Origin of the sequence: Cruoricaptor ignavus (assembly GCF_900141665.1) — a bacterium.
GTDB classification, from domain to species: Bacteria; Bacteroidota; Bacteroidia; order Flavobacteriales; family Weeksellaceae; genus Cruoricaptor; species Cruoricaptor ignavus.
Genome location: NZ_FQYI01000004.1, coordinates 22,040 through 44,750 on the forward strand (window position 1 = coordinate 22,040; position 22,711 = coordinate 44,750).

25 protein-coding genes are annotated in these 22,711 nt (G+C 46.1%); 16 read left to right on the plus strand and 9 right to left on the minus strand.

What is annotated here, in order from left to right; genetic code table 11:
- Nucleotides 1–27 precede the first annotated feature (27 nt).
- Nucleotides 28–669 (minus strand): TetR/AcrR family transcriptional regulator, encoded by a 642-nt coding sequence (locus BUB43_RS05265; RefSeq protein ID WP_073179017.1) that lies wholly within the window; start codon nt 667–669, stop codon nt 28–30.
- Between the two features lie 92 nt (nt 670–761).
- Here BUB43_RS05265 and BUB43_RS05270 point away from each other — a divergent pair, with 92 nt between their 5' ends.
- Genes BUB43_RS05270 through rnpA form a run of 3 tightly spaced genes read left to right on the plus strand, consistent with a single transcriptional unit; the run spans nt 762 to nt 2,489 of the window.
- Complete coding sequence (locus BUB43_RS05270) at nt 762–1,388, plus strand: TatD family hydrolase (protein ID WP_073179250.1); 627 nt, start codon at nt 762–764, stop codon at nt 1,386–1,388.
- Nucleotides 1,381–2,100: a tRNA threonylcarbamoyladenosine dehydratase gene (locus BUB43_RS05275; RefSeq protein ID WP_073179018.1), complete on the plus strand. Its 720-nt coding sequence runs from the start codon at nt 1,381–1,383 to the stop codon at nt 2,098–2,100. The genes BUB43_RS05270 and BUB43_RS05275 overlap by 8 nt, the downstream gene beginning before the upstream one ends.
- A complete protein-coding gene (gene rnpA / locus BUB43_RS05280; protein ID WP_073179020.1) occupies nt 2,097–2,489 on the plus strand; it encodes a ribonuclease P protein component in 393 nt (130 codons plus the stop codon). The genes BUB43_RS05275 and rnpA overlap by 4 nt, the downstream gene beginning before the upstream one ends.
- On the opposite strand, the gene BUB43_RS05285 is transcribed toward rnpA, so the two are convergent.
- Genes BUB43_RS05285 through miaB form a run of 5 tightly spaced genes read right to left on the minus strand, consistent with a single transcriptional unit; the run spans nt 2,486 to nt 7,964 of the window.
- On the minus strand, nt 2,486–3,922 hold the full coding sequence (locus BUB43_RS05285) for a hypothetical protein (protein WP_073179022.1): 1,437 nt from the start codon (nt 3,920–3,922) through the stop codon (nt 2,486–2,488). The two genes, rnpA and BUB43_RS05285, sit on opposite strands and share 4 nt — an antisense overlap.
- Nucleotides 3,922–4,464, minus strand: coding sequence for an LPS assembly lipoprotein LptE (gene lptE, locus BUB43_RS05290; protein WP_083541160.1), 543 nt, complete (start codon nt 4,462–4,464; stop codon nt 3,922–3,924). Before lptE ends, BUB43_RS05285 begins: the two co-directional genes overlap by 1 nt.
- Entirely contained in the window at nt 4,465–5,721 is a 1,257-nt protein-coding gene (locus BUB43_RS05295; protein WP_073179024.1) for a sigma-54 interaction domain-containing protein, read from the minus strand.
- Nucleotides 5,722–5,745: 24 nt separating this feature from the next.
- Nucleotides 5,746–6,528, minus strand: coding sequence for a Fic family protein (locus BUB43_RS05300; protein ID WP_073179026.1), 783 nt, complete (start codon nt 6,526–6,528; stop codon nt 5,746–5,748).
- Nucleotides 6,525–7,964, minus strand: coding sequence for a tRNA (N6-isopentenyl adenosine(37)-C2)-methylthiotransferase MiaB (gene miaB, locus BUB43_RS05305; protein WP_073179027.1), 1,440 nt, complete (start codon nt 7,962–7,964; stop codon nt 6,525–6,527). The genes BUB43_RS05300 and miaB overlap by 4 nt, the downstream gene beginning before the upstream one ends.
- Before the next feature lie 179 nt (nt 7,965–8,143).
- On the opposite strand from miaB, the gene BUB43_RS05310 reads away from it, so the two are divergent.
- Nucleotides 8,144–8,920 carry a threonine/serine exporter family protein gene (locus tag BUB43_RS05310; RefSeq protein WP_073179029.1) on the plus strand — a complete coding sequence of 259 codons (777 nt, stop codon included), beginning with the start codon at nt 8,144–8,146 and terminating at the stop codon, nt 8,918–8,920.
- The gene (locus tag BUB43_RS05315; RefSeq protein WP_073179030.1) at nt 8,901–9,455 is read left to right on the plus strand and encodes a threonine/serine exporter family protein; all 555 of its coding nucleotides are present in this window, start codon (nt 8,901–8,903) and stop codon (nt 9,453–9,455) included. The genes BUB43_RS05310 and BUB43_RS05315 overlap by 20 nt, the downstream gene beginning before the upstream one ends.
- Here BUB43_RS05315 and BUB43_RS05320 read toward each other — a convergent pair.
- Complete coding sequence (locus BUB43_RS05320; protein WP_073179032.1) at nt 9,452–10,675, minus strand: 3'-5' exonuclease; 1,224 nt, start codon at nt 10,673–10,675, stop codon at nt 9,452–9,454. The genes BUB43_RS05315 and BUB43_RS05320 overlap by 4 nt on opposite strands.
- Before the next feature lie 3 nt (nt 10,676–10,678).
- On the minus strand, nt 10,679–12,235 hold the full coding sequence (locus BUB43_RS05325) for a helicase HerA-like domain-containing protein (protein WP_073179034.1): 1,557 nt from the start codon (nt 12,233–12,235) through the stop codon (nt 10,679–10,681).
- A 107-nt stretch (nt 12,236–12,342) separates the two neighbouring features.
- On the opposite strand from BUB43_RS05325, the gene BUB43_RS05330 reads away from it, so the two are divergent.
- The 4 genes from BUB43_RS05330 to BUB43_RS05345 all read left to right on the plus strand — a co-directional run bounded on the left by BUB43_RS05330 (nt 12,343) and on the right by BUB43_RS05345 (nt 14,880).
- Nucleotides 12,343–12,786, plus strand: coding sequence for a hypothetical protein (locus tag BUB43_RS05330; RefSeq protein WP_073179036.1), 444 nt, complete (start codon nt 12,343–12,345; stop codon nt 12,784–12,786).
- A gap of 101 nt (nt 12,787–12,887) precedes the next feature.
- Nucleotides 12,888–14,267 carry an MBL fold metallo-hydrolase gene (locus BUB43_RS05335; RefSeq protein WP_073179254.1) on the plus strand — a complete coding sequence of 460 codons (1,380 nt, stop codon included), beginning with the start codon at nt 12,888–12,890 and terminating at the stop codon, nt 14,265–14,267.
- A 2-nt stretch (nt 14,268–14,269) separates the two neighbouring features.
- Nucleotides 14,270–14,566 (plus strand): cupin domain-containing protein, encoded by a 297-nt coding sequence (locus BUB43_RS05340; RefSeq protein WP_073179038.1) that lies wholly within the window; start codon nt 14,270–14,272, stop codon nt 14,564–14,566.
- Nucleotides 14,567–14,577: 11 nt separating this feature from the next.
- Nucleotides 14,578–14,880: a thioredoxin family protein gene (locus tag BUB43_RS05345; protein ID WP_073179040.1), complete on the plus strand. Its 303-nt coding sequence runs from the start codon at nt 14,578–14,580 to the stop codon at nt 14,878–14,880.
- A gap of 27 nt (nt 14,881–14,907) precedes the next feature.
- On the opposite strand, the gene BUB43_RS05350 is transcribed toward BUB43_RS05345, so the two are convergent.
- Nucleotides 14,908–15,639, minus strand: coding sequence for a nitrilase-related carbon-nitrogen hydrolase (locus BUB43_RS05350; protein WP_073179256.1), 732 nt, complete (start codon nt 15,637–15,639; stop codon nt 14,908–14,910).
- Between the two features lie 86 nt (nt 15,640–15,725).
- Here BUB43_RS05350 and BUB43_RS05355 point away from each other — a divergent pair, with 86 nt between their 5' ends.
- The 7 genes from BUB43_RS05355 to BUB43_RS05385 all read left to right on the plus strand — a co-directional run bounded on the left by BUB43_RS05355 (nt 15,726) and on the right by BUB43_RS05385 (nt 22,686).
- Nucleotides 15,726–16,166, plus strand: a complete 441-nt coding sequence (locus tag BUB43_RS05355) for a DUF6646 family protein (protein ID WP_073179042.1) — start codon at nt 15,726–15,728, stop codon at nt 16,164–16,166.
- Nucleotides 16,167–16,180: 14 nt separating this feature from the next.
- Nucleotides 16,181–17,047, plus strand: a complete 867-nt coding sequence (gene nadC, locus BUB43_RS05360) for a carboxylating nicotinate-nucleotide diphosphorylase (protein WP_073179044.1) — start codon at nt 16,181–16,183, stop codon at nt 17,045–17,047.
- Nucleotides 17,048–17,259: 212 nt separating this feature from the next.
- Nucleotides 17,260–20,598, plus strand: coding sequence for a TonB-dependent receptor (locus tag BUB43_RS05365; RefSeq protein WP_185113763.1), 3,339 nt, complete (start codon nt 17,260–17,262; stop codon nt 20,596–20,598).
- A gap of 73 nt (nt 20,599–20,671) precedes the next feature.
- Nucleotides 20,672–21,106: a hypothetical protein gene (locus BUB43_RS05370; RefSeq protein WP_073179047.1), complete on the plus strand. Its 435-nt coding sequence runs from the start codon at nt 20,672–20,674 to the stop codon at nt 21,104–21,106.
- Nucleotides 21,107–21,146: 40 nt separating this feature from the next.
- The gene (locus BUB43_RS05375) at nt 21,147–21,356 is read left to right on the plus strand and encodes a hypothetical protein (RefSeq protein ID WP_073179049.1); all 210 of its coding nucleotides are present in this window, start codon (nt 21,147–21,149) and stop codon (nt 21,354–21,356) included.
- On the plus strand, nt 21,346–21,675 hold the full coding sequence (locus BUB43_RS05380) for a hypothetical protein (protein ID WP_073179051.1): 330 nt from the start codon (nt 21,346–21,348) through the stop codon (nt 21,673–21,675). The genes BUB43_RS05375 and BUB43_RS05380 overlap by 11 nt, the downstream gene beginning before the upstream one ends.
- 3 nt (nt 21,676–21,678) lie before the next feature.
- Complete coding sequence (locus BUB43_RS05385) at nt 21,679–22,686, plus strand: aspartate-semialdehyde dehydrogenase (RefSeq protein ID WP_073179053.1); 1,008 nt, start codon at nt 21,679–21,681, stop codon at nt 22,684–22,686.
- The last annotated feature ends 25 nt before the right edge of the window (nt 22,687–22,711 follow it).

Genomic DNA, 22,711 nt, shown 5'->3' on the forward strand with positions numbered 1-22,711 from the left:
TTTCCCGGCATGCGCTTTTATGATTTTTTAACGAGGATCGGCTTCCGGCTGATAGCCAAGCAGAGAGAAGATATTCTGGTAAGAGCTGCTCAGCACCTTCGCCTGAGCCTTTTGCAGGTAGGTCTCGCTATCGTTATCGGGGATGTATTTTTTATAGAAATTTTCATTGCGGATGGCAAACAGCGCCGCCCCGATAATGGTCACCAGTATATCCTCAGACTTTGGCGCATAGTGGAAAACGCCTGTAGCCACGCCCTTTTTCACGATGGCATCTATGTAGGTCGTCACCCTGTGGTAGAATTCCAGCAAGTCATCCTTTATCACCTCGTCGTGCTGGAATTCCTGCCGAACGAAGCCGTGGAAATAGCTGTAGTGGAACATCTGGTTCACCACGAACTTTATAATTTCCTTCATCTGCATCTCCGGCTTCCCATCGATGATGGTCTGCGCAAACTCAGAGAGGTTCGCACGGGCGCGCTGCACGCGGTACTGGTACAGGTAGGCGAGCATCTTCTCCTTGGAGCCAAAGTAATAGGAGATCATCGCTACATTCACATTTGCCTTAGAGGAAATTTCCCGAACGGAGGTGCCTTTAAAACCCTTTTTTGCGATGAGCTCCTCTGCCACATCCAGGATGTGTATCTGCTTGTCAGTAAATTTCTTACTCATTAAACCGCAAAATTTTCTGCGGTAAATTTAACTTTTTTTAACTAATAAACAAATGTTTAACAAGCCGATCAATATTTTCCATACTTTTGAATGTGCAATACTTCAATTTTCACCATCATAAAAAAGAACTCTCCGGCGGTATTTACAATCTCGTTATGGATGAGCCTCCCGCGCAAAGATGGTTTTCCGCCGGAATTCACCCGATGGAGATTACGGAAAATTGGCAGCAAAAATTTGAGGAAATCAACCGTAAAGTCCTCAGCAGCCGCTGTATAGCGATTGGAGAATGCGGCCTGGATTCCCGCGCCGCCGCGCCCCATAGCCTTCAGGACGAAGTATTTTTAAAGCATCTTGAGCTCGCAGAAAGCCTCCGCAAACCGCTCATAATCCACTGTGTGCGGCGGCATCAGGACCTTATAAGGCTCTGCGGAAACGCGCAGGTGCCGCTCATCGTACACGGTTTTAATAAAAAATCTGAAACCGCACGCGCGCTGCTAGGCGCCGGATTTTATCTTTCCTTTGGCGCGGAGCTTTTGCGCAGCGTATCTTTGCAGGAAATTTTCCGCGAAATTTCTCCCGACAGTTTTTTCCTGGAAACCGATGATACCGAAATTGAAATTGAAGAAATTTACAGCAAAGCAGCGGAAATTAAGCAAGTGACGATGTCTCAAATAAACAAGCAAATTTTTGAGAATTTAGCAAAACTAAAAGATGAGTAAAAATTGGCAGGAAAGAACGGAACTTCTCGTGAAGCAGGATGGCTTGCAGAAGCTGAATGCTGCCAATGTTTTAGTGGTTGGCCTTGGCGGCGTGGGTTCTTTCGCCGCGGAATTTTTAGCGAGAGCAGGCATCGGAAAAATGACGATTGCAGACGGAGATTCTGTGGATATTACAAACATTAACCGGCAACTTCCTGCGCTGCAAAGCACCGTGGGAAAACCGAAAGCGGAAGTAGTAGCAGAACGGCTAATGGACATCAATCCGGAACTTAAGCTGCAGACAATCAATGAGTTCCTTATTCCAGAAAAAATGCACGAGCTTCTGGATTCGGAGAATTTCGATTATATATTAGATTGCATCGACAGCCTCTCGCCGAAAATCGCGCTGATAAAGGCGGCAAGGCATCGCAAACTGAAGATCGTAAGTGCGATGGGCGCCGGCGGGAAGAGCGACCCGAGCAAGGTGATGGTGCGCGATATATCCAAAACCAGAGACTGCTACCTCGCGAAGCAGGTACGAAAGAGGCTGCGGAGAGATGGGATTAATAAAGGCTTTCGCTGCGTATTTTCCACCGAACTTCAGCAGGAAGATGCGCTGAAAATGACGGACGGCGAAAATTTCAAAAAATCGTACTATGGCACCATCAGCTTTATTCCTGCCATCTTCGGGCTGTACGCCGCTGCTGAAGTCATTAACCACTTAAGGAAATGACAGACCGCGGCTACAAACGTAGTGAGAAACTGAAGGGGAAAAGCGGAATAGACAGGCTGTTCCGCGAGGGAAAATGGCATACGGGCGGCAGCCTCCGCGTGATTGTCCTGCCCGATGAAGGAGGTAAGATGCCGAAAGTAGGGGTTTCCGTATCGAAAAAATTTCTGAAAAAGGCAGTAGACCGCAACCGTGCAAAACGGCTCCTGCGCGAAACTTACCGGCTGAACAAGGCATTGTTTCTTGAGGCATTTGGAGTATCTTCCTCGATGCTTTTCTGGGTTTCGAGAAAATTACCCAAAAACCAGGCGGAGGTAGAAGTGGATTTTATAAAACTTTGCGAAAAAATTAAAAGACAGAAGGCTGCGGAGGAAGATGAAACCAATGCCTAAACACGCCCCCGCAATTCCTTGATTTCGTTGATCTTAGCCTCAAAATAATCCTCCCTTGCAGGATATTTGTCCTTTAGCAGCGTAAATGCCTTTATGGCCTTTGCATACAGCTTCTGTTCAGCGTAGAGATTGGCAAGGGTTTCCGTCATCAGGTGGGAAATATCGCTGCCCCTTTCCCTCGCTACGAAGCTGCTATCCTCATTCAGGCGTGAGATTTTTGGCTCAGTTTCGATGAAGCGGTCAATCGCGGAAGCTTTTGCATCAGCTATAGGGCCTGTTTTTGAAAGGTTTTCTGCGGGCTCGGCGGAGTTTTCTTTCGCAGCTGCTATTCCCAGTTTGAGCCAGTTTTTCCAGGTGTCTATGAAAATAGGGACATTGCTTTCGTTTGTGTTTTCAACTCTTTCCCCCGCTTGTTCGTTTTCGTGCTGTGTCCGGCTGCTTTCGCTGAAGTTTGTCTCCTGGCTGATATTCGCATCAGGCTCCTCACTGGCTGCATTCGTTTCGATTTTGTGTGAGCTGCCAGCTTGCTTTTCAAGTTTTTTTGCCTGCATTTTTGCTTCTACAGAAGCGATCAGTGCGCGCATCTCTGCATCGTGCCTGCTAAGTTGCTGCGGAGGTGGCATCTGTATATGATTTCCGCCGGCTTTCAGGTTTATTTCAGGGAAAAAATTCTCCTCGCTTTTAAAACTTGTCTGCGCAGAATGCCTGGCCTGTTTAGTCTCCCGAGTATTTGCTGAAGTTTCCTCCAGAGTTTTCCGGCTATGAAGATTTTCTTCATCCATAATTTCCTGATCTCCTTTTGCTCCTTCAAATTGCTGAATTTCAGTGTTTAAACCGTTTTCAGCGGATTCATTTTTTAAAAGTTTTTGCTCCAAGATTTTTTCCTGATTTTGCGGTTGGGCAAATTCTCCAGTATCGCTATTCGCCAAAACAATCACCCCGGACTCCTTGGTAGATTCCAAATCGATTTCCACCGCCGGCTGATTCATGAAATCTTCCTCGCCTTCAAACAAAATCCTGTTCAGCTCACCATTCACATACACGGGCTTCAGCTTTTCTTCCTGAATAAGTTCCGGTATTTCATTAAAACTAAAATCCGGAGTTGTTCCAGCAGCTTCCTTTGCCGGCACCAGGCGGAAGCTTTCTACATCCCGGTTGTCAGAAATGGTTTCCGGTACTGATGGGCGCTCCTCAGTTTGTCTGTGTTTTCTTATGAGGCGGTAAAGCAGTTTTTTATCCGTGGTAAAAGCCGCAGTTTTAGAAAGTTCTTCAGTATAATATACTGAGTTAAAACTCTGAATACCAATCAAATACAAAGCCCTAAAACTTTGTGTATATGGAAACTTTTCAATGGCATTTTCTAAAATTGGCAAATCATCCAATGTGATGCTTTCCGGATTTTTCGCCAATTCCAAAATTCTTGAATTTATCATTACCAATCTGCGATGATGTCGTTAAAAATTTTATTGATAATCCGCTCGTTCACAATCTTCACCTGGGATGCTTCAATCTGATTGATGTCCAGGTCTGAACTGAAAACCGCTTCATCGGAATAAGTTCTGTCGAAGCCTTTTTCCGGATTAATTTTATTCTCGTAATGCACTTTAACTGTGATAGTTAGCTTGTTTTGCGCCGCTTGAATTATACCACCCTGCGTTTCAATTCCGCTTGAAATCGTTGTCGGCGAAATCACATAATCCGTAATCTCACCTTCGATTAAAAGGTCTGGCTGAACCGTTGCACCCTTCAAAGTTGTGCGCTGATAAAAGCGGTTTTGGATGTCGGTAGAAAACTGCTGCGCCAAATTTGGATTGACCAAAGAAGCCGTGTTTACAAAGTCCCGAACTAAAATTGTTTTCACTTCCGGACTCAGCGAAGAGCCAGTGAAACTATAGCAAGAATTCAGCAAAAATATTGCGAATAATGCAATTTGTGAAAAGCAACTTTTCAGCCTGAATTTTATAGCCATCAGCATTTACTTTTCTAAATCATACTGCTTTATCTTCCGGTACAGCGTGCGCTGCGAAATTCCAAGCTCGTCCGCTGCACGGTTTCTTCGGCCTTTGTGCTTTTCTAAAGCCTTCATTATCAGCTCTTTTTCATTGTTTTGCAGCGACAGCGTTTCCGGCTTTTCCTCCTCAATTTCCACATCTTCCACATCTTGATATTCCGGTGCATCCGCCGAAATCACAGGGTTCGTCACCGCCTGATTTTCAAAATACAGTAGCGAACCAGGATTCGTTTCCTGTGTGTAGATGCGGTTTATCAGGCTTTGCTCGTGGTTTGTAAGCGCTGCGTTACCGCGGTTTTTTATCAGCTCCGAAGTTAAGGTTTTTAAATCATTAATGTCGTTCCGCATATCGAAAAGGATTTTGTACATCAGCTCCCTTTCGCTGCTGAAATCGCTGCCAGCCGAAGAATTTTTCTGCACAACTGCCGGCAGATTCTCCTGCATCGGTATGTACTCCGCCAGTTTCTGCCCGCTGATTTCGCGGTTCTGCTCCACTACGGTCATCTGCTCCACCAGGTTTCTCAGCTGGCGCACATTTCCCGGGAAAGCGTAGCCCTCAAGATACTGCACCGCATCTTGAGACAGGCTGAGCTCCGGCATCCGGTATTTCTCGGCAAAATCTATCGCAAATTTCCGGAACAGCAGGTGGATGTCGCCCTTTCTTTCGCGAAGCGGCGGCATATCAATCTGCACCGTATTCAGCCTGTAGTAAAGGTCTTCGCGGAATCTACCATCCTGAATAGCCCTCAGCATATTCACATTCGTAGCCGCCACGATGCGCACATCCGTTTTCTGAACCTGAGAAGAGCCCACCTTCATAAACTCGCCACTTTCCAAAACGCGAAGCAAGCGAACCTGCGTCTGCAAAGGCAGTTCGCCCACCTCATCGAGGAAAATCGTGCCGCCGTCAGCCACTTCGAAATAGCCTTTCCTTGTGGAAGTGGCACCGGTAAACGCACCTTTTTCGTGACCGAAAAGCTCCGAATCTATCGTGCCTTCCGGGATTGCGCCACAGTTTACCACGATGTACGGCTGATGTTTTCTTCGCGATTCGGAATGGATGATTTTCGGGATGAACTCCTTCCCGGTTCCCGATTCACCGATGACCAGCACGGTGATGTCTGTAGGCGCCACCTGGATTGCCTTTTCCAGCGCTCTGTTAAGCGCAGGATAATTTCCGATGATGCCGAAGCGGTTTTTTATTGGTTGTAAATCTGCCATAGATTTTTTGTGTTAAATTTTGTTTTATTGATTGATTTTCAAACTGTTAGGAAGCATCAGTAGAAAATCCAATGCCTTCCCGAAATCCAGAAAATCGAATTCCAGCCCAAGCTTCCGAAGGTTTTGGTAATATAAATTATGATGTTGGTAATAAAATTTTTCACTTTGGATGAGCCAGGCTTTTTCACCAAGTTTCTCCGCAAGAAACCACTTTTCCAGAAGCCGTGCAAGCCTTCCGTTGCCATCGTTCATCGGGTGGATTTTCACAAAGGTCAGATGAATTAGCGATGCGAAAAATAAAGTTTCATTAATCGTTAACTCTTCACAAATCAAATCTTTAACCTCATCAACAAACGATTTCATTTCATTTTCCAAAGCCTCAGGATTTGCCGCCACATACTCTATTTTCCCATCCTCCGTCATCACGAACATATTGCCGGTGCGAATTTTTCCCTGCTGATTTTTCGCCAGAATATTCCTTGACAAAATTTTATGCGCTTCGAAAATATTCTCTTTGGTTAATGAATTCTGCTGCGCAAAAAGATACGCATCAAACAGGTCGTCCACTTTTTTGGTGAAATCGGGCTGAAACTCCGCCAGCTGATTTTTATGTTTCAGGAAAGAATCCAGCTCCACTTCCTCACCCTCAATTTTTGACGAAAAAACAGACGACACCGAAGTATAAAAACTGAAATTCTCCGCCGAAACCTCCGCATCCTTCAGCAATGAAAAATCTTCCGCAACACCTTGTGTTTCAGTAATATATTGCGGGAAAAGTTTATCGTAAATTTCTCTGAAGCCAATCATTCCTCCACCGTTCTGCCTTTCAGCGTTCCCTGGGTATTGTCGTACACGAAAACCCGCACCATATCGCCGATGTTTTGGCCGGGAAGTTTGTCGAAAACGCAAACCGCATTTTGGGAATTCCTGCCCTTCCATTGATTTTCATCTCTTTTGGAAGTGCCTTCTATCAAAATTTCGTGCACCCTGCCCACATAGCTCTGCATCCGCTTCCGCGAAAGCTCCCCCTGCAAATCTATTACTTCCTGCAGCCGGCGTTTTTTGGTTTCTGGCGGAACATCGTCCGCCATCTTTTTGTGTGCTGGCGTTCCAGGACGCTCCGAATATGCGAACATATAGCCGTAATCGTACTCCACTTCGCGCATCAGCGAAAGTGTATCCTGGTGGTCTGCTTCTGTTTCCGTGCAGAAGCCCACAATCATATCCTGCGAAAACGCAACATCCGGCACTATTTCGCGCGCCGCTTTTATCAGGTCTATATACTCCTGCCTTGTGTGTTGCCGGTTCATCAGCTGCAGAATTCTGTCGCTGCCGCTCTGCACCGGTAGGTGTACATAGCGGCAGATGTTCTTGTGCTTCGCCATCGTCCGGAAAACGCTCAGGCACATATCCTGCGGATTGGATGTGGAAAATCTTATCCGCATTTCTGGCACGGCAACTGCCACCATATCAAGCAGTTGCGCGAAATCTACCGCTGTAGCCTTCTGCATTTCGGATGCCTTGGCAAAATCCTTCTTCGGTCCGCCGCCATACCAAAGATACGAGTCCACATTCTGGCCAAGCAGCGTCACCTCCTTGTAGCCATTCTCCCAAAGTTCGCGGCATTCCTTGATGATGGAGTGCGGATCCCTGCTTCTTTCGCGGCCTCTGGTGAAGGGCACCACGCAGAATGTGCACATATTATCGCAGCCTCTGGTAATCGTGACAAAAGCCGTCACGCCGTTTCCACCCAAGCGAACGGGATTAATGTCCGCATAGGTTTCCTCCTTGGAAAGTATCACATTTATCGCATCTCTGCCGTCCTCCGTTTCCTTCAGAAGATTGGGCAAATCCCTGTAAGCATCGGGGCCTACCACGATGTCCACCAGTTGTTCTTCCTCCAAAAACTTCGTTTTCAGGCGCTCTGCCATACAGCCTAAAACGCCAACCTTCAGCCGTGGGTTTTGCTGTTTCTGGTTCTTAAACTGCGACAGTCTTTTGCGTACGGTTTGCTCCGCTTTTTCGCGGATTGAGCAGGTGTTCAGCAAAATTAAATCTGCTTCCTCCGGCACAAGCGTTGTGTTGTAGCCCTGCTCATTTAGGATGGAAGCCACGATTTCCGAATCCGAAAAATTCATCTGGCAGCCGTAGCTTTCCAGGAAGAGCTTCTTCGTATTCTCAGGCCTTTCCGCAATCGCAAAGGCTTCGCCCTGCTTGGTTTCGTCTATATATTTCTGTTCCACTACTTTGGTTCAAAGTTTAAGGGTCAAGGTTTAAAGTTAATTTGGTAAAAAGTTCTGTTTGCTAGTTGTTGATGCATTTTTATTAAACAAAAATTCTCAAGAACTGGGCTGCAAAGATAAAGAAATAAGACAAAATGGCAGATTTGAATAGATGAGTACTCTTTCTTAAATTTGCCGATATGCCGGAACATAATCAATTATCCCAAATTTGCGAAATCCTTTCGGAGACTGGTAATCTGCTCGTTACCAACGGTGCCAATGCCACAAGGACGGCAAGAAACCTGCACCGGATGGCGGGTGGTATGGGCTGTGAGGCGGAATTTTTCTTTTCTCATTCCGCATTGATTTTCAGCATCTTGCACAAAAAAAGTGGCAGGAGACAGACGGTAGTAAAAAGCATAAAGGGCTACCATGTAAATTACGGCATCGTTTCGGAAATCAGTATTCTTAGCTGGGATGTGGCTCAAAAAAAAATGACTCCTGCAGAAATTCAGGAAAAACTTACGCATATCTCCGGGCTGAACGGATACCCAGAGTGGGCGAAACTAACAGGCGTCGCGCTTGCCACGGCGGGGCTTACGGGGCTCTTCGGCGGCGGCATCGGGCAGATGGCTGCAGGCTTTATTGCCGCGGCACTCGGGTATGCGGTGCGCGGCATAGTCCTTAGGAAAAAGTTTAATATGCATGTGGCTTGGTTCATCGGCGCGGCAGTTTCGGCGGGCCTCGTGGAGCTGTTCTCCCTGATATTTTCATCCCGGTTCGACGGTGCGCTTACCGCCAGCGTACTGTGGCTGATACCCGGCGTGCCTCTCACCAACGGCTGCCTGGATCTCATCTCCGGTCAGGTGGTTTCCGGCTGGGCAAAGCTCGCGATGGCGATGATGATGGTGGCAGCCGTAGCACTGGGGTTCAGCGTGGCACTTTTATTATTTGGAAATGGGACAGGAATTCTTTAAGGAAATATTTTTGGCAATCTGCGTGGCGGTAGGCTTTGCGGTACTTTTCAGCACTCCGAAGCGCGCGCTTTGGGCGGTCGCAGTCCTGGGAGCAGTAGGCTTTACGGTTAGGAATTTTTTTTTACAATTCGTATCGGACAACATCATCGCAGCATCGCTTGCCGGCGCCTCAGTGGTTGGGATATCAGGGTTGTATTTCGCACATCGTGTGCACACCCCGCCGATAGTTTTTACGGTGCCGGCAATTACCAATATGATTCCCGGCAAGCTTGGTTATCAGTTCATCATCGGCCTGCTGAAATTTGTAAGCGAGGATGTGAATTCTGCGCAGATTCAGACCTATCTCGAAATTTTGAGCGATGGCCTCCGCGCTTCGCTTATAATGCTCGCCCTCGCCATAGGAATCATCTTTCCCATCCTTGTATTCAATACCCAGACAGTGAAGAATAAAGATCCGCAGGAAATAATCAGAAGAAAGGTTGAACGCAACAAGCGGCTAATAAGATCAGCACGGCTAAAAAACAAACGCCGCTAATCTTGAGTAAATTCCTGGACTCTATAGTTTCCGCGTAACAGGCTGATTTTTAGTTCGTTAAGGGTGTCGGTATCTGGTTTGGCATTTACCATACTCTGGTGAATTTTTTCTAAAGTGTTGATTTGGGTGTTGATTTCAAAGAAACCATAGCCTCGCAGCCTGCCTTTCTCAATAAAGAGAAAAGATTTTTCGCCAATCTTCCTGCCCGAAGATATGAGAAGAAAATTTTTTTCTGGTAAATTAATTTTTTGGTTTAAAGACTCTAAATCAGAAAGTTGCAGCTCTGAAGATAGGTATTGTATTACCTTTTTCGCCTGGCTGTAAGTTTTAAATTTAAGAATAGCATCTCTTCGGTTTTCAGTATTAAGATCTGATATAATAAACTGATTTTCAGTAAAAAAGAGACCGTGAGAATATCGGTTCCTTCGTGAGATGCCCAAATTTTTTATCATCAGCCCCGCAATTACCGGCGTACCGGTAAGCTCGTAATTAACCTGCTGAGTATTTTCTTGCAGAGCGCGCACCCTTGCAGATTTTGAGTTGAACATCCGTTTAGCCGAGCGGTTTATATTTTCAGAATAGTCGCAGCGGAGTATCTCGCCAGATGCGTTTTGAAAAAAAATAATTCCCTTGTCCGCAGGCAAATCCTGCGTCAGCTCTTTTACTTTGTTCGTATAAGTTTTCGCATTGGTTTCCTCAAATTGCTGCTCTATGATTTTTCGGTCTATATCTTTGGTAATCAGCAGTTTAAACAATTCCAAAGTTGCCCTTGCATCGCCGGAAGCTCTGTGCTGCGAAGTCAGCGGAATTCCCAGCGATTTCACAAGTTTTCCAAGCGAATAACTTTCAGCGTTGGGGATGAGTTTCCGCGAAAGTTCAATCGTATCTAAAGTATTGATTCTGAATTCAAAACCGAGCCGCTTGAAACTTTGGCGAAGCATCCTATAATCGAATTCAATGTTGTGGCCAACAAGCGTGGCACCTTCCGTAATTTCGAGAACGCGCCTTGCCAATTCGTGAAATTTCGGCGCGGTTTTCACCATTTTTGGCGTAATGCCGGTCAACTTCTGCACATACTTTGAAATCTCGTCTTCCGGATTGACGAGCGAAATGAACTGGTCCGTAACTTCGTGACCGTCAAAGCGATAGATGGCAATTTCGATGATGCTCTCCTCCCGAAATTTTCCGCCGTTGCTTTCGATATCGATGATGGCATACATCGTTTAGCGCCGTTTTCTTCCGCCTAAGCCAAGCATTCCCAAAATGCTTTTCGCACCTTCTCTCGCCAAAGTATTCGTGAAGGTTCTGCCCTGCCTGGAATTGAGAATTTGCTCGAAAACTGATGCTTCCTGTTTTGAGCTTGTACGCTGATTTCCAGCGCGTTGCGAAGACGTATTGTAGGTTGGTATTTGTTGCTGTGCGGCCTCTTCCATTCTGTGCGTCAGCATTTCGTAGGCCGAAACTTTATCCACCGGGTTTTCGTATTTTTTCACGAGTTCGGATTGAGATGTAAGCGCCGTAACCTCCTCATCTGTAAGCACATCCATCCTGGATTCCGGCGAAAGCAGGTAGGTATCCACCAAAGGTGTCGGGATGCCCTTTTCATCCAGAGCGGTGACGAAGGCTTCGCCAATTCCCAAATTCTGGATGAGCTGCGCTGCATCGTAATATTCCGTAATCGGATAATTTTCCACAGCCTTCGTGATTTCCTTTTTGTCCTTCGCTGTGAAGCCGCGCAAAGCGTGCTGAATTTTCAGCCCAAGCTGCGAAAGCACATTTTCCGGAACATCGCCCGGAATCTGCGTGATGAAGTAGATGCCCACACCTTTTGAGCGGATGAGCTTCACCATCGTTTCAATCTGCGCTAGCAAAGATTTCGATGCTTCTTTGAAGATGAGGTGCGCTTCATCGATGAAGAGCACGAGCTTCGGTTTCCCGGAATCTCCTTCTTCAGGGAATGTCATAAAAATTTCCGCAAACAGCGACAGCATAAAGGTGGAGAACAGCTGTGGCTGGTTCTGTATGTTGGCTACACGAAGGATGTTTACCACGCCTTTTCCGTTTTTTTGGCGAAGAAGATCCTGCACATCAAAGCTTGGCTCGCCGAAAAATTTCGTGGCGCCCTGCTGCTCCAAAGCCACAATATTTCTGCGAATGGCACCGAGAGAAGCTGGCGAAATCGCGCCGTAATCATTGGTAAACTCTGCCTTGCCTTCCTTATTTTCCGTGACGAACTGAAGCACTTTTTTCAAATCTTCCAGATCAATCAGTGGCAAGCCGTAATCATCAGCATATTTGAAAACGATGGACATAATGCTGGTCTGCGTTTCGTTCAGCCCTAAAATCTTGGACAAAAGCAAAGGCCCGAATTCTGTAACCGTAGCCCGAAGTTTTACGCCCTTTTCACCGGAAATCGTCATCAGTTCCACAGGGAAACTTTGCGGCGAAAACTGCAGCCCGGTTTTAGTATATCTTTCCTTAATTATTTCATTTTCAGAGCCTTGCACGGCAATTCCCGAGAAATCACCCTTAATATCCAGCACCAAACTTGGCACGCCTGCTTTGGAAAGCTGCTCCACAAAAACCTGCAGCGTTTTGGTTTTTCCAGTTCCCGTAGCACCGGCTATCAAGCCGTGGCGGTTGATGGTTTTAAGCGGGATTTCCACCGAAACTTCCGGCACCACCTCTCCGTTCAGGATGCCCTTTCCCAGCACTATGCTGTCGCCTTTTGCCGTGTATCTTGCGCTAAGTTCGCTGATAAATTTCTGTTTGTCCGCCATCTTTTTTCCGTTCAGAATTAAGGGCTAAAGTTAATTTTTTTTGGCGAAACCTGCACATTTCAAACATTGGTTTATTTTTTGTTAATTTTGAGTAAAATATTTTTGTGATGACGAGAATGGACATAATGCAGGCACTGATGGACGAGCAGCAGCAGATTGTAGAGCGCCTGGCGAAACGAACGGACGAGCTGGACAACGCTGCGGATCTGGATGAAGATGATACGATAGACCCGGAAGACCTCTCTCACCAGGATGAGCTAAAGCAGCAGCAGTTCGGGATGGAGGATGTGCTAGCGAAGGCAAATGAAAATCTGGCAATCCTAAAATCTTTTGAAAACCAGGAATTTACATCGGTTGAAGAAGGCAGCATCGTGAATTTGGACGAGATGATAGTGTTCATAGGCGCAGCAATTCCAGCGGTGGATTTTAACGGGAAGAAACTCATCGGCATTTCTTCGGACGCACCACTTTTCGCAGGCGTTCAGGGAAAAACCGTGGGCGAAAAAGTAAAGCTCGGCGAGAAAAATGTTGAGATATTAAATATTTTCTAATAAAATTAAGGCATTGAGAAATTGAGCCATTATGAAATTTTCTCGCTGAATTTCCTAATTTCTTAATCTGGTAATTTCTTAATTTGTTAATGACAACTAAAGTGAAAATCGAACAAATCTACACCGGGTGTTTGGCGCATGGTGCCTATTATATCGTCTCCGGAAACGAAGCAGCCATCATAGATCCTCTGCGCGAAATAGCGCCTTACCTTCAGCGGCTGGAAAATGACGGCGTGAAGCTAAAGTACATTTTTGAAACGCACTTCCATGCAGATTTTGTGTCCGGCCATTTGGATTTAAGCCAGAAAACCGGCGCACCCATTGTGTATGGGCCAACTGCCGAGCCAAGCTTTGAAGCCACCATCGCTGAAGATGGGCAGCTCTTTGAAATTGGCGAAGTGAAGATAAAGGCGCTTCACACACCGGGACACACGCTGGAAAGCACCACCTATCTTCTGCTGGATGAAAGCGGAAAGGAAATCGCAATTTTCTCCGGCGATACTTTGTTTCTAGGTGATGTAGGTCGCCCTGATTTAGCGCAGAAATCAGCGAATATGACCCAGGAAGAACTTGCCGGAATGCTGTACGAAAGCTTGACGGAGAAAATCCAGCCACTCCCAGATGATATCACGGTTTATCCAGCTCATGGCGCTGGCTCTGCCTGCGGAAAAAATATGCAGAAAGAAACGGTGGATACCCTGGGCAATCAGAAACGCACGAATTACGCGCTGAACCAGCCGGATAAAGATTCCTTCGTGAAGGCTGTGTTGGATGGGCTGAGTGCGCCGCCGAAATATTTCGGGATGAATGTGGCGATGAACAAAGGCGGCTACGAAAGTTTCGAAAGCGTGATGCAGCAAGGCTTGAAGCCGCTTTCTGTAGAAGATTTTGAAATGGCGGCTGAGCAAACCGGCGCCGTAATTCTGGACACAAGAAGTGCAGCGGAATTCCACAAAGCCTTCATTCCCAATTCGGTAAACATCGGGCTGAAGGGCGATTTTGCACCGTGGGTTGGCGCGATGATTGTGGATGTGCAGCAGCCTTTGCTGTTGGTTTGCGAACCGGGCACCGAAGAAGAAGCGATTACAAGGCTTGCAAGGGTGGGCTTTGATAATGTGGTGGGCTATTTGGACGGCGGTTTTGAATCGTGGAAAAATTCTGGGAAAGAAACCGATGCGGTGCGCAGAATTTCTGCCGATGAAATGGCGCAGGAAATCTCGCCGGATTCGAAAATTGTGGATGTGCGGAAATGCGCGGAATTTTCTGCCGGCCACTTGGTGAATGCGCAAAGCTTCCCTTTGGCGGAAATTGCGGAATGGTCTCCGCAGATTTCAGATGATGAGCACTTCTACCTGCATTGTGCGGGCGGCTACAGAAGTATGGTGGCGGCAAGCATACTGAACGCGAAAGGCATCCGGAATTTCACGGAAATTGACGGAGGTTTTAACAAAATTAAAGAAACTAAACTCAAAACTGTTTGATTATGAATATTTTAGAGAATATAGAGTTCAGCGCTGAAAAAGCAAATATTTTCAAAATCAAAAATTCCCCGAAAAGCCGTCAGTTTGTTGTGGCTTTAGGTGAGGGTGCGGTGATGAAAAAGCATCAAACCCCAGTGCCGGCAACGCTCATTGTACTGAAGGGTGAGATTAATTTCTTGATCGAAGGGCAGGAGCTACGCTTCGGCGAGGCGGATGTCTACGAAATTCCTGTAAATGTGCAGCACGAGGTGGTTGGCATTCAGGAAAAGAATCTATTTCTCATTATTCAGGAGCTTTAATCCAATTTTTTATGTCACAGAAATTTCAGGAACTTATCCACTCGGGGCGTCCCGTCCTTATTGATTTTTTTGCTACCTGGTGCCAGCCGTGCAAAGTGCAGTCGAGCGTTTTGAACAGCGTGAAAGAAAATGTGGGCGAAAAAGCGCGAATCGTGAAAATCGACATCGACCAATATCCTTCGATTGCCGCGCAAAACGGTGTGAGAGGTGTGCCAACTTTAGCGATTTTCAAAAACGGCGAGCAACTTTGGAAGGCAAGCGGCGTGCACGATGTGAATACGCTGACTGAGCTGCTGAACCGTTTCGCTGATTAAGGGATTTAGGAATTAAGAATTCTGTCCTTATAATATAAGTTCAAAATCGTCGCGGTCTTGAAGGAAGTGGAATTTCTCACGGAATTTCTGCAATTCAGCTAAATCGAAATCGGCGGTGATGAGGTTTCCGGATTTTTCGGAAATTTCCGAGCCGTCGGCAAAAAACGCGTGCGAACTTTCTTCGTAGAAAAGCTGGTTGCCATCCGTCCCAATTCTGTTCAGGCCAAAAACGAAGGCTAAATTTTCTATCGCCCTGGCTTTCAGCAAACTACGCCACGCATCAATTCTGCTTTGCGGCCAATTGGCAACGAATAGAATCGCCTCATAATCATCGCGGTTTCTGGAAAAAACGGGAAAGCGCAAATCGTAGCATACCTGCAGCAGAAAGCGTATGCCGCGAAATTCCACAACTTTCCGCTGGGTTCCCGCTTGGTAAATTTTATCTTCGCCGGAATAGGAAAACAGATGGCGTTTATCATAAAAATCCGCGCATCCATCGGGCTTTACGAAGTAGAAGCGGTTGAAAAACTTCCCGTTTTCCTTCACGGAAATGCTTCCTGCAACTGCCGCATCTTTCGCCTTCGCCAAAGCTTTCATCCAGGCTAAAGTTTCGCCGGCATCCATACAGAAACCGGTGGAAAACATTTCTGGCAGAAGAATTACATCCGTTTGAACCTCAGCGAATTCTTTTTCGATAATTTCAAAATTCGCCCTTGGGTTTTTCCAAACAATATCAAGATTCAGCCCGGTAATTTTCACAATATTTCCCAAAGTTTTCAGTTTTTAAAACAATTCAAAGTTGGCGGTTTGCCATATTTTTTGGAAATTTACACAAAATCAGTTTAATGAAGAAGTTAATTTTGGCGGCTGCCGCCGCATTTATAGCAAACTTTGCGTCCGCGCAGGCGTGGGGCGGGCAAAATTCTCAGACTGTTTCCGGGGGGTTCAATGTCTTCGGATACGGCTCCGGGATTGCGGCGAATTATGAATATGGATTCACCAACACGCTCAGCGCCGGGGCGGGCTTGCATTTGTACTTTAATAACAACGAGCACGATGGCAAAGAGCGTCAATATTTTATCTTCGGGCGGCTGAATGCGCATCTGCAGGATGTTCTATCCCTGCCGCAGCAGTGGGATGTATACCCGGGTGTGGATCTAGGCATCGTGGGAGGAGATTTAGGGTTCGGCGTGCATATTGGCGGAAGATACTTTTTCAATGATAGATTCGGTGCTTTTGCAGAGATTGGGAGCCACGGGGCGCTTGGCATCGTTGTAAATCTTTAAAAAAAGTAAACAAAATGATAGGTACCCGACCACCGTATGCGACAGAAGAGGCGCTGCGGGAATTTGTACAAAATGCCCTGAAGGAAGATCTCGGGCCTGGAGATTTCTCCACGCTTTCCACGATTCCTGAAGGGATGGGGCAGAGCGCGAAACTCCTCATCAAGGAAGATTGCATCCTTGCCGGAATTGAGCTGGCGGAGATCATCTTCAAAACCTTCGACCCTGAACTTAGCCTGGAAATCCTGATGAAGGATGGCGATGCTGCGAAAGCCGGTGATATTGGCTTCATCGTGAAAGGCAGCGCACGGGGCATCCTGCAAACAGAAAGGCTGGTGCTGAACTGTATGCAGCGGATGAGCGGCATAGCTACGCTGACGCACGACTGGAATTCGCGACTTCTCGGCACGAAGGCTAAACTTCTGGACACGCGGAAAACCACGCCTAACTTCCGCGTTTGCGAAAAATGGGCGGTAGCAATAGGCGGCGGCACGAACCACAGGTTTGGCCTTTATGATATGGTGATGCTGAAGGACAACCACATAGATTACAACGGCAGCATAACGAACGCCGTGAAAATGTGCAGGGAATACCTGGCGAAAAACAATTTAGACCTGAAGATAGAAGTAGAAACGCGGAACCTTGATGAAGTGCGGGAAGCGCTGGAAACCGGCGTGGACAGGATAATGCTGGATAATATGCCGATACCGATGATGCGGGAAGCCGTGGAAATAGTGAACGGCAGAACGGAAACCGAGGCAAGCGGCGGCATTACGAGGGATGTGCTGCACGCCGTGGCAGAAACTGGGGTGGATTATATTTCTGCGGGCGCCCTCACACATTCGGCGAGAAATATCGACATTAGCCTGAAGGCTGTGAAATAGGAAAATGCGGGAATCTTACAATTTCCGCATTTTTTTGCGATATTCTAAATTATGATTTTTATCATATAAATTTTAAACTGCTGATTTTCAGCAATTTATGAAATTTATTAAATTTTAGATTGCTAAAAGTTAACATTGAGTTAATAAACAAGATTTAAATAATTCACATTTTTGCATAAATTTTCTGTAAAGAACCAAAAATATATAAAGGAATGAATACAGTGAAAAAATCAGTGCTCATAGCTGCCATCGCCTTTGCTGGCTATGGCACGGTGCAGGCACAGGTAACGACATCCAGCATCCAGGGTGTGGTGGCTCAGGCTTCGGGCGCGTCGGTAACTGCTACGCACCTTCCTTCCGGAACGGTGTACACCGGTACGGCGGACAATGCCGGTGGCTTTACGCTCCCGAATATGCGTGTGGGCGGCCCTTACCGCGTGGAGATTACAAAAGCAGGTGAAGCGCCTGAAGTTTATGATGATATTTATCTGGAACTTGGCGTTCCATTCGTGCTAAATACAAGCGCTGCCGCCAACAATGATGGTGCTGTGAAAACTACTATCCTTAGGGAAGTGGCAATCACCGGGACGCGGTCCAAGACAAACATCAACAGAACCGGTGCTGCAACCAATGTGGGGCAGAAAACCATTCAGGAACTTCCACAAATTAATAGGAGTATTACAGATTTTACAAAGCTGACCCCACAGGCTAACGGTACATCATTTGCGGGTCGGGATGCGCGCTACAACAATTTGCAGATCGACGGGGCGAACTTTAATAACGGCTTCGGTCTTAGTACCAATCCGCTGCCAGGTGGTGGTTCCCAGCCAATTTCTTTGGACGCCATAGAGGAAATTACCGTAAACATCGCGCCATTTGATGTTACACAGTCCGGTTTTACCGGCGCCGGTATTAATGCTGTAACGAAATCGGGAACGAATAAGTTTCACGGCTCATTATACGGCTACTATAACGGTAAAGACCTAAACGGCTGGAAGATTAACGGTGAGGAGATCACAAAATTAAGGGGGGCAAAAACGATCAACGGTCTTACATTTGGCGGGCCGATTTTAAAGAACAAATTGTTCTTCTTCGTAAGCGGCGAGATGGAAAAATCCACCGGAGCAAATGCTAGCGGTGCAAATCTTTGGAAAGCTTCTCAGGATGGCGTCGCTAACACTGCTACGAATACGACGAGAGTTCTTGAGTCTGACCTTATTGCTGTACGCAATCACTTGATTAACAGATGGAACTACGATCCGGGTAGATATCAGGGGTATGCTGATGAAGCGGAACAGCACGGTAACAAGTTCTTAGCCAGAATTGATTGGAATATCAACCCTCAGCATAAGCTTGCGGTACGGTACAATTATCTAAAAGGCGAATCCATGCAGGTTGCTAACGGCAGCTCCGGCCCTCAGCCGAGGTCTTCCTGGAATAGGGTAAGCGAAAATGCAATGACTTTTGAGAACGGTAATTACTCTTTTACAAACGAAGTTCAATCGGTAACTGCGGAGCTGAATTCAACTTTTAGTAACAGATTTTCGAATAAATTCTTATTCACTTACTCGAAAATTCAGGACACAAGAAGTACTCCGAGTGGCCAGCTGTTCCCGTTTGTTGACATCTGGAAGGGTGGGGGTAACTATATTTCTTTCGGGACAGAGCTGTTCTCTTATTTGAATGATGTGGTTAATGATAATTATTCCTTTATTAACAACATCACTTATAACGCAGGCAAGCACGCCATTACAGGGGGTATAGCCTATGAAATCCAGAAATTTGGTAATTCCTATACCCGTATGGGAACGGGCTATTACAGATATAATTCTGTAGAAGATTTTCTAAAAACCGGTACTCCGGACGAAGTTGCCCCAATTAATTTCGGTTTAACTTATCCATATGCTGGTCAGGAAACATATGCGAGAGTAAATTTCGGATTGGGATCCCTCTATGTGCAGGATAAATTTTCTGTAACTGACCGGTTTAATTTCACAATTGGTCTTCGCGCAGAACTTCCGTTTTATCTTAATGATTTAACTGCCAACCCTGCTATTGATGCGCTACAGTTCGTAGACCAGGATGGAAATCAGAGGAATTACTACTCTTCCAAATGGCCGGATCAGAAAGTTCAGCTGTCCCCGAGGTTTGGATTTAACTTTGACGCGCTTGGTGACCGCTCGCTAATTTTCAGAGGTGGAACAGGTATATTCTATGGAAGAATCCCGTTCGTATGGCTAACGAATATGCCTACCAACGCAGGGGTATTGCAGAACACCATAGAGCCGTCCTATGAATCTGCCGCACCTTGGATTGGCCAGATCCGCTTCCATCCGGAGGATATTTATTATTATGTAAATAATCCTGTGTATTATACCAACCCTAAAGGTGAAAAGGTAACGCCATTTATATCTTCGCCAAGTGGCGGGGCTCCTGGTACAATTGCTACCGTGGATGATAAATTCAAAATGCCTGCTGTATGGAGATCAAGTTTAGGAATTGATTACAAAATACCAAACACTCCCGTTACATTCACTACTGATATTCTTTACACAAAAGATGTAAATGCGGTGTTTCAGTACAATCCGAACAGGAAGCCGTCCGGTGTTAGTATGACCAATCTGCCGAGAGAGTTTTATCCTGCAGCTCCTAAGGGACAGACTGCTGTATATCAGGTAAATCCGGCAATTGGTGCCAATAATGTAACGGTATTGACCAATACCAATGAGAAGGGGCATGCGTTTTCAGTGACCGGCGGCTTCAACATTCGCCCTTGGCATGGATTATCTGGCTCTGCTTCCTACACCTATTCTGAAGCAAAAGATGTTACTAGCAACCCAGGTTCCGCGGCTGGATCTGCTTGGCAAGGCCTCCCATCAATAAACAACCCTAATGAGCAGATTCTCAGCACCTCAGATTTTGCTATCCCTCACCGGGTAACTGCGAACATCAGCTACAATATGCCTTGGGGAACTACTATTGGTGCATATTATAATGGCTCCAACCAAGGACGCTTCTCATACTATTATAGTGGAGATATAAACGGTGATAATATTGCATATGACCTGCTTTATATACCACAGAATACAGCGGATATGAAGTTTGCGCCAATTACTGATAACAAAGGGAATGTCCTTTATACTGCTCAACAGCAGAGAGATGCTTTCGAGAAATATATCGTCGATAATAAGCTGGACAAATACAGAGGTTCCTTTGTGCCCCGTAATGCAGGCCTTCTGCCTTGGCTAAATAGGGTAGACTTAAGAATATCTCAGGATCTTTTCCGGGATATGCTGGATAAAGGCCATAAACTGCAGATTTCCCTTGATATTGTAAACTTTGGGAATATGTTAAATTCTGATTGGGGAATACAAGACAGAGTTCTCTCAAACGGACGCAGCGTGCTGAAAAAAGTTGAGAGAGGAGCCGTCGCAGATCCAACATTCCAAATGCTTATGGATGGGAAAGATTTAGTGACAACACCTTATAGGCCGGTAAGTTCAAGATTTACCACCTGGAGTGCAAACTTCGGTATTAAGTATATGTTCTAAAAGCACACTTATTATTTTTATTTTCCCGGCCCCCCAGCCGGGATTTTTTTATCTTTGCTCAAAACAAACAATTATGGATTTTAATCTAATGCTTCACGCCCACCGTGGTTTCGCCTACCTTGTGCTGCTGGCAACGGCGGTTTTTCTCGTAGCACTTGCAATGGCAATGTTTGGCTACAGCGGCAGAATTAGCAAATTCCTGCAGAAATCTACCCTTGCCACGATGATTTTGTTCCACATTCAGGCGCTCATCGGCCTGGTATTGCTGCTCTTCTTTTCAGACGGCTTCAAAGCGGCAAGAGAATCCGGAATGCTGATGAAAGACCCGGTGCTTCGCCACACCTATGTAGAGCATCCCACAGCGATGGTGATTGCCGTAGCGCTGATGACCATCGTAAACAAGAAATTCAAAACCAACACCCACCTGAGAATGCCTTGGGTGGTGATGGCCCTCATCGCTGTAGCCCTGATGCTGTGGGCGTTTCAGTGGCAAAGGCTGTTTGGGTAAGCCTTTAAGGTTAAATGTTTAATGTTCAAAATTTGAGGCGATGACGATTTTGGTAGAAATCCCGGATAATAAAGAAAGTTTCGCACTGGAAGTTCTGCGCAGCCTGAAGTTTGTGAAAAAAGCGGAAGTTGCCGAGCAGGATGAGCCTGAACTTCTGAAAGACATACGGGAAGCCGTGCACAATCTGAACCTTGTGAAGAAAGGAAAAATGGAGGCGAAACCTGCAAGAGAGCTTCTGGATGAGCTTTGAAATATTTACAATTCCACCGTTCGACAAGCAGCTAAAGGCGTTGTCAAAAAAGTATTCATCAATCAAAAAAGATTACGATGAATTGCTTACTGAATTGGAAACTGATCCGCTAATTGGCGTTGCCATTGGGAATCAGTGCCGAAAACTCAGAATGAAAATCTCTTCAAAAAACAAAGGTAAAAGTGGCGGTGGAAGGGTAATTGCTTATGTGGCAATTTCTAAAAACTCGGTTTATCTTTTGGCGATTTATGATAAATCCGAGAAGGAAACCGTTTCCGAAAAAGAAATTTCCGCACTGCTGAAATTTATTGAAGATTAAGCTATGAAACTTGCTGTTGTAGGTGCTACAGGAATGGTTGGGCAGGTGATGCTCAAAGTTTTGGAAGAGCGGAATTTCCCAGTATCTGAGCTGATTCCCGTGGCTTCCGAAAAATCTGTAGGCACCAAAATTTCTTTTAAAGGAAATGCTTACGAAGTGGTTTCTTTGGAGAAGGCTGTCGAACTAAAACCGAAAATTGCGCTGTTTTCTGCGGGCGGACAAACATCTCTGGATTGGGCGCCGAAATTTGCGGAGGCTGGCTGTACCGTGGTCGATAATTCTTCGGCGTGGAGAATGGATGCCGGCAAAAAACTCGTGGTGCCAGAAATCAATGCCGATGTTCTCACGAAAGACGATAAAATCATTGCAAATCCCAACTGTTCCACAATTCAGCTGGTGATGGTTCTGGAGCCGCTTCGCAAAAAATACGGACTGAAACGCGTCATAGTTTCCACATATCAATCCGTAACTGGAACTGGTAAAAACGCTGTAAACCAGCTGGAAAGTGAGATTGAAAATTATATCAGCCCAAATTCTTCGGCGGCGGAAAAAGTTTACCCTTACCCGATTTTCAAAAATGCACTGCCGCAGTGCGATGTTTTCTCGGATGATTTTTACACCAAAGAAGAGCTGAAACTGATGCGTGAACCAAAGAAAATTCTTCGCGATGAAGGTTTCGGAATTTCTGCTACGGCGGTTCGCGTTCCGGTGCAGGGCGGCCATTCCGAAAGCGTAAACATCGAGCTTCAGAAGGATTTTGAGCTGGAAGAAGTCCGCGAAGTTTTAAGCCAGATGCCCGGCGTGAAAGTTCTGGACGATTTGGAAAATCTGCAGTATCCTATGCCGCTTTTTGCCGAAGGTAAGGACGAAGTTTTCGTGGGAAGAATCCGCCGAGATTTTTCTCAGCCCAACACGCTGAATCTCTGGATAGTTGCCGATAATCTTCGGAAAGGTGCCGCCACAAACACCGTGCAAATCGCGGAATACCTTGTGCAGCAAGGTTGGGTTTAAAACAAAAATTCCTACAAATTCAGCT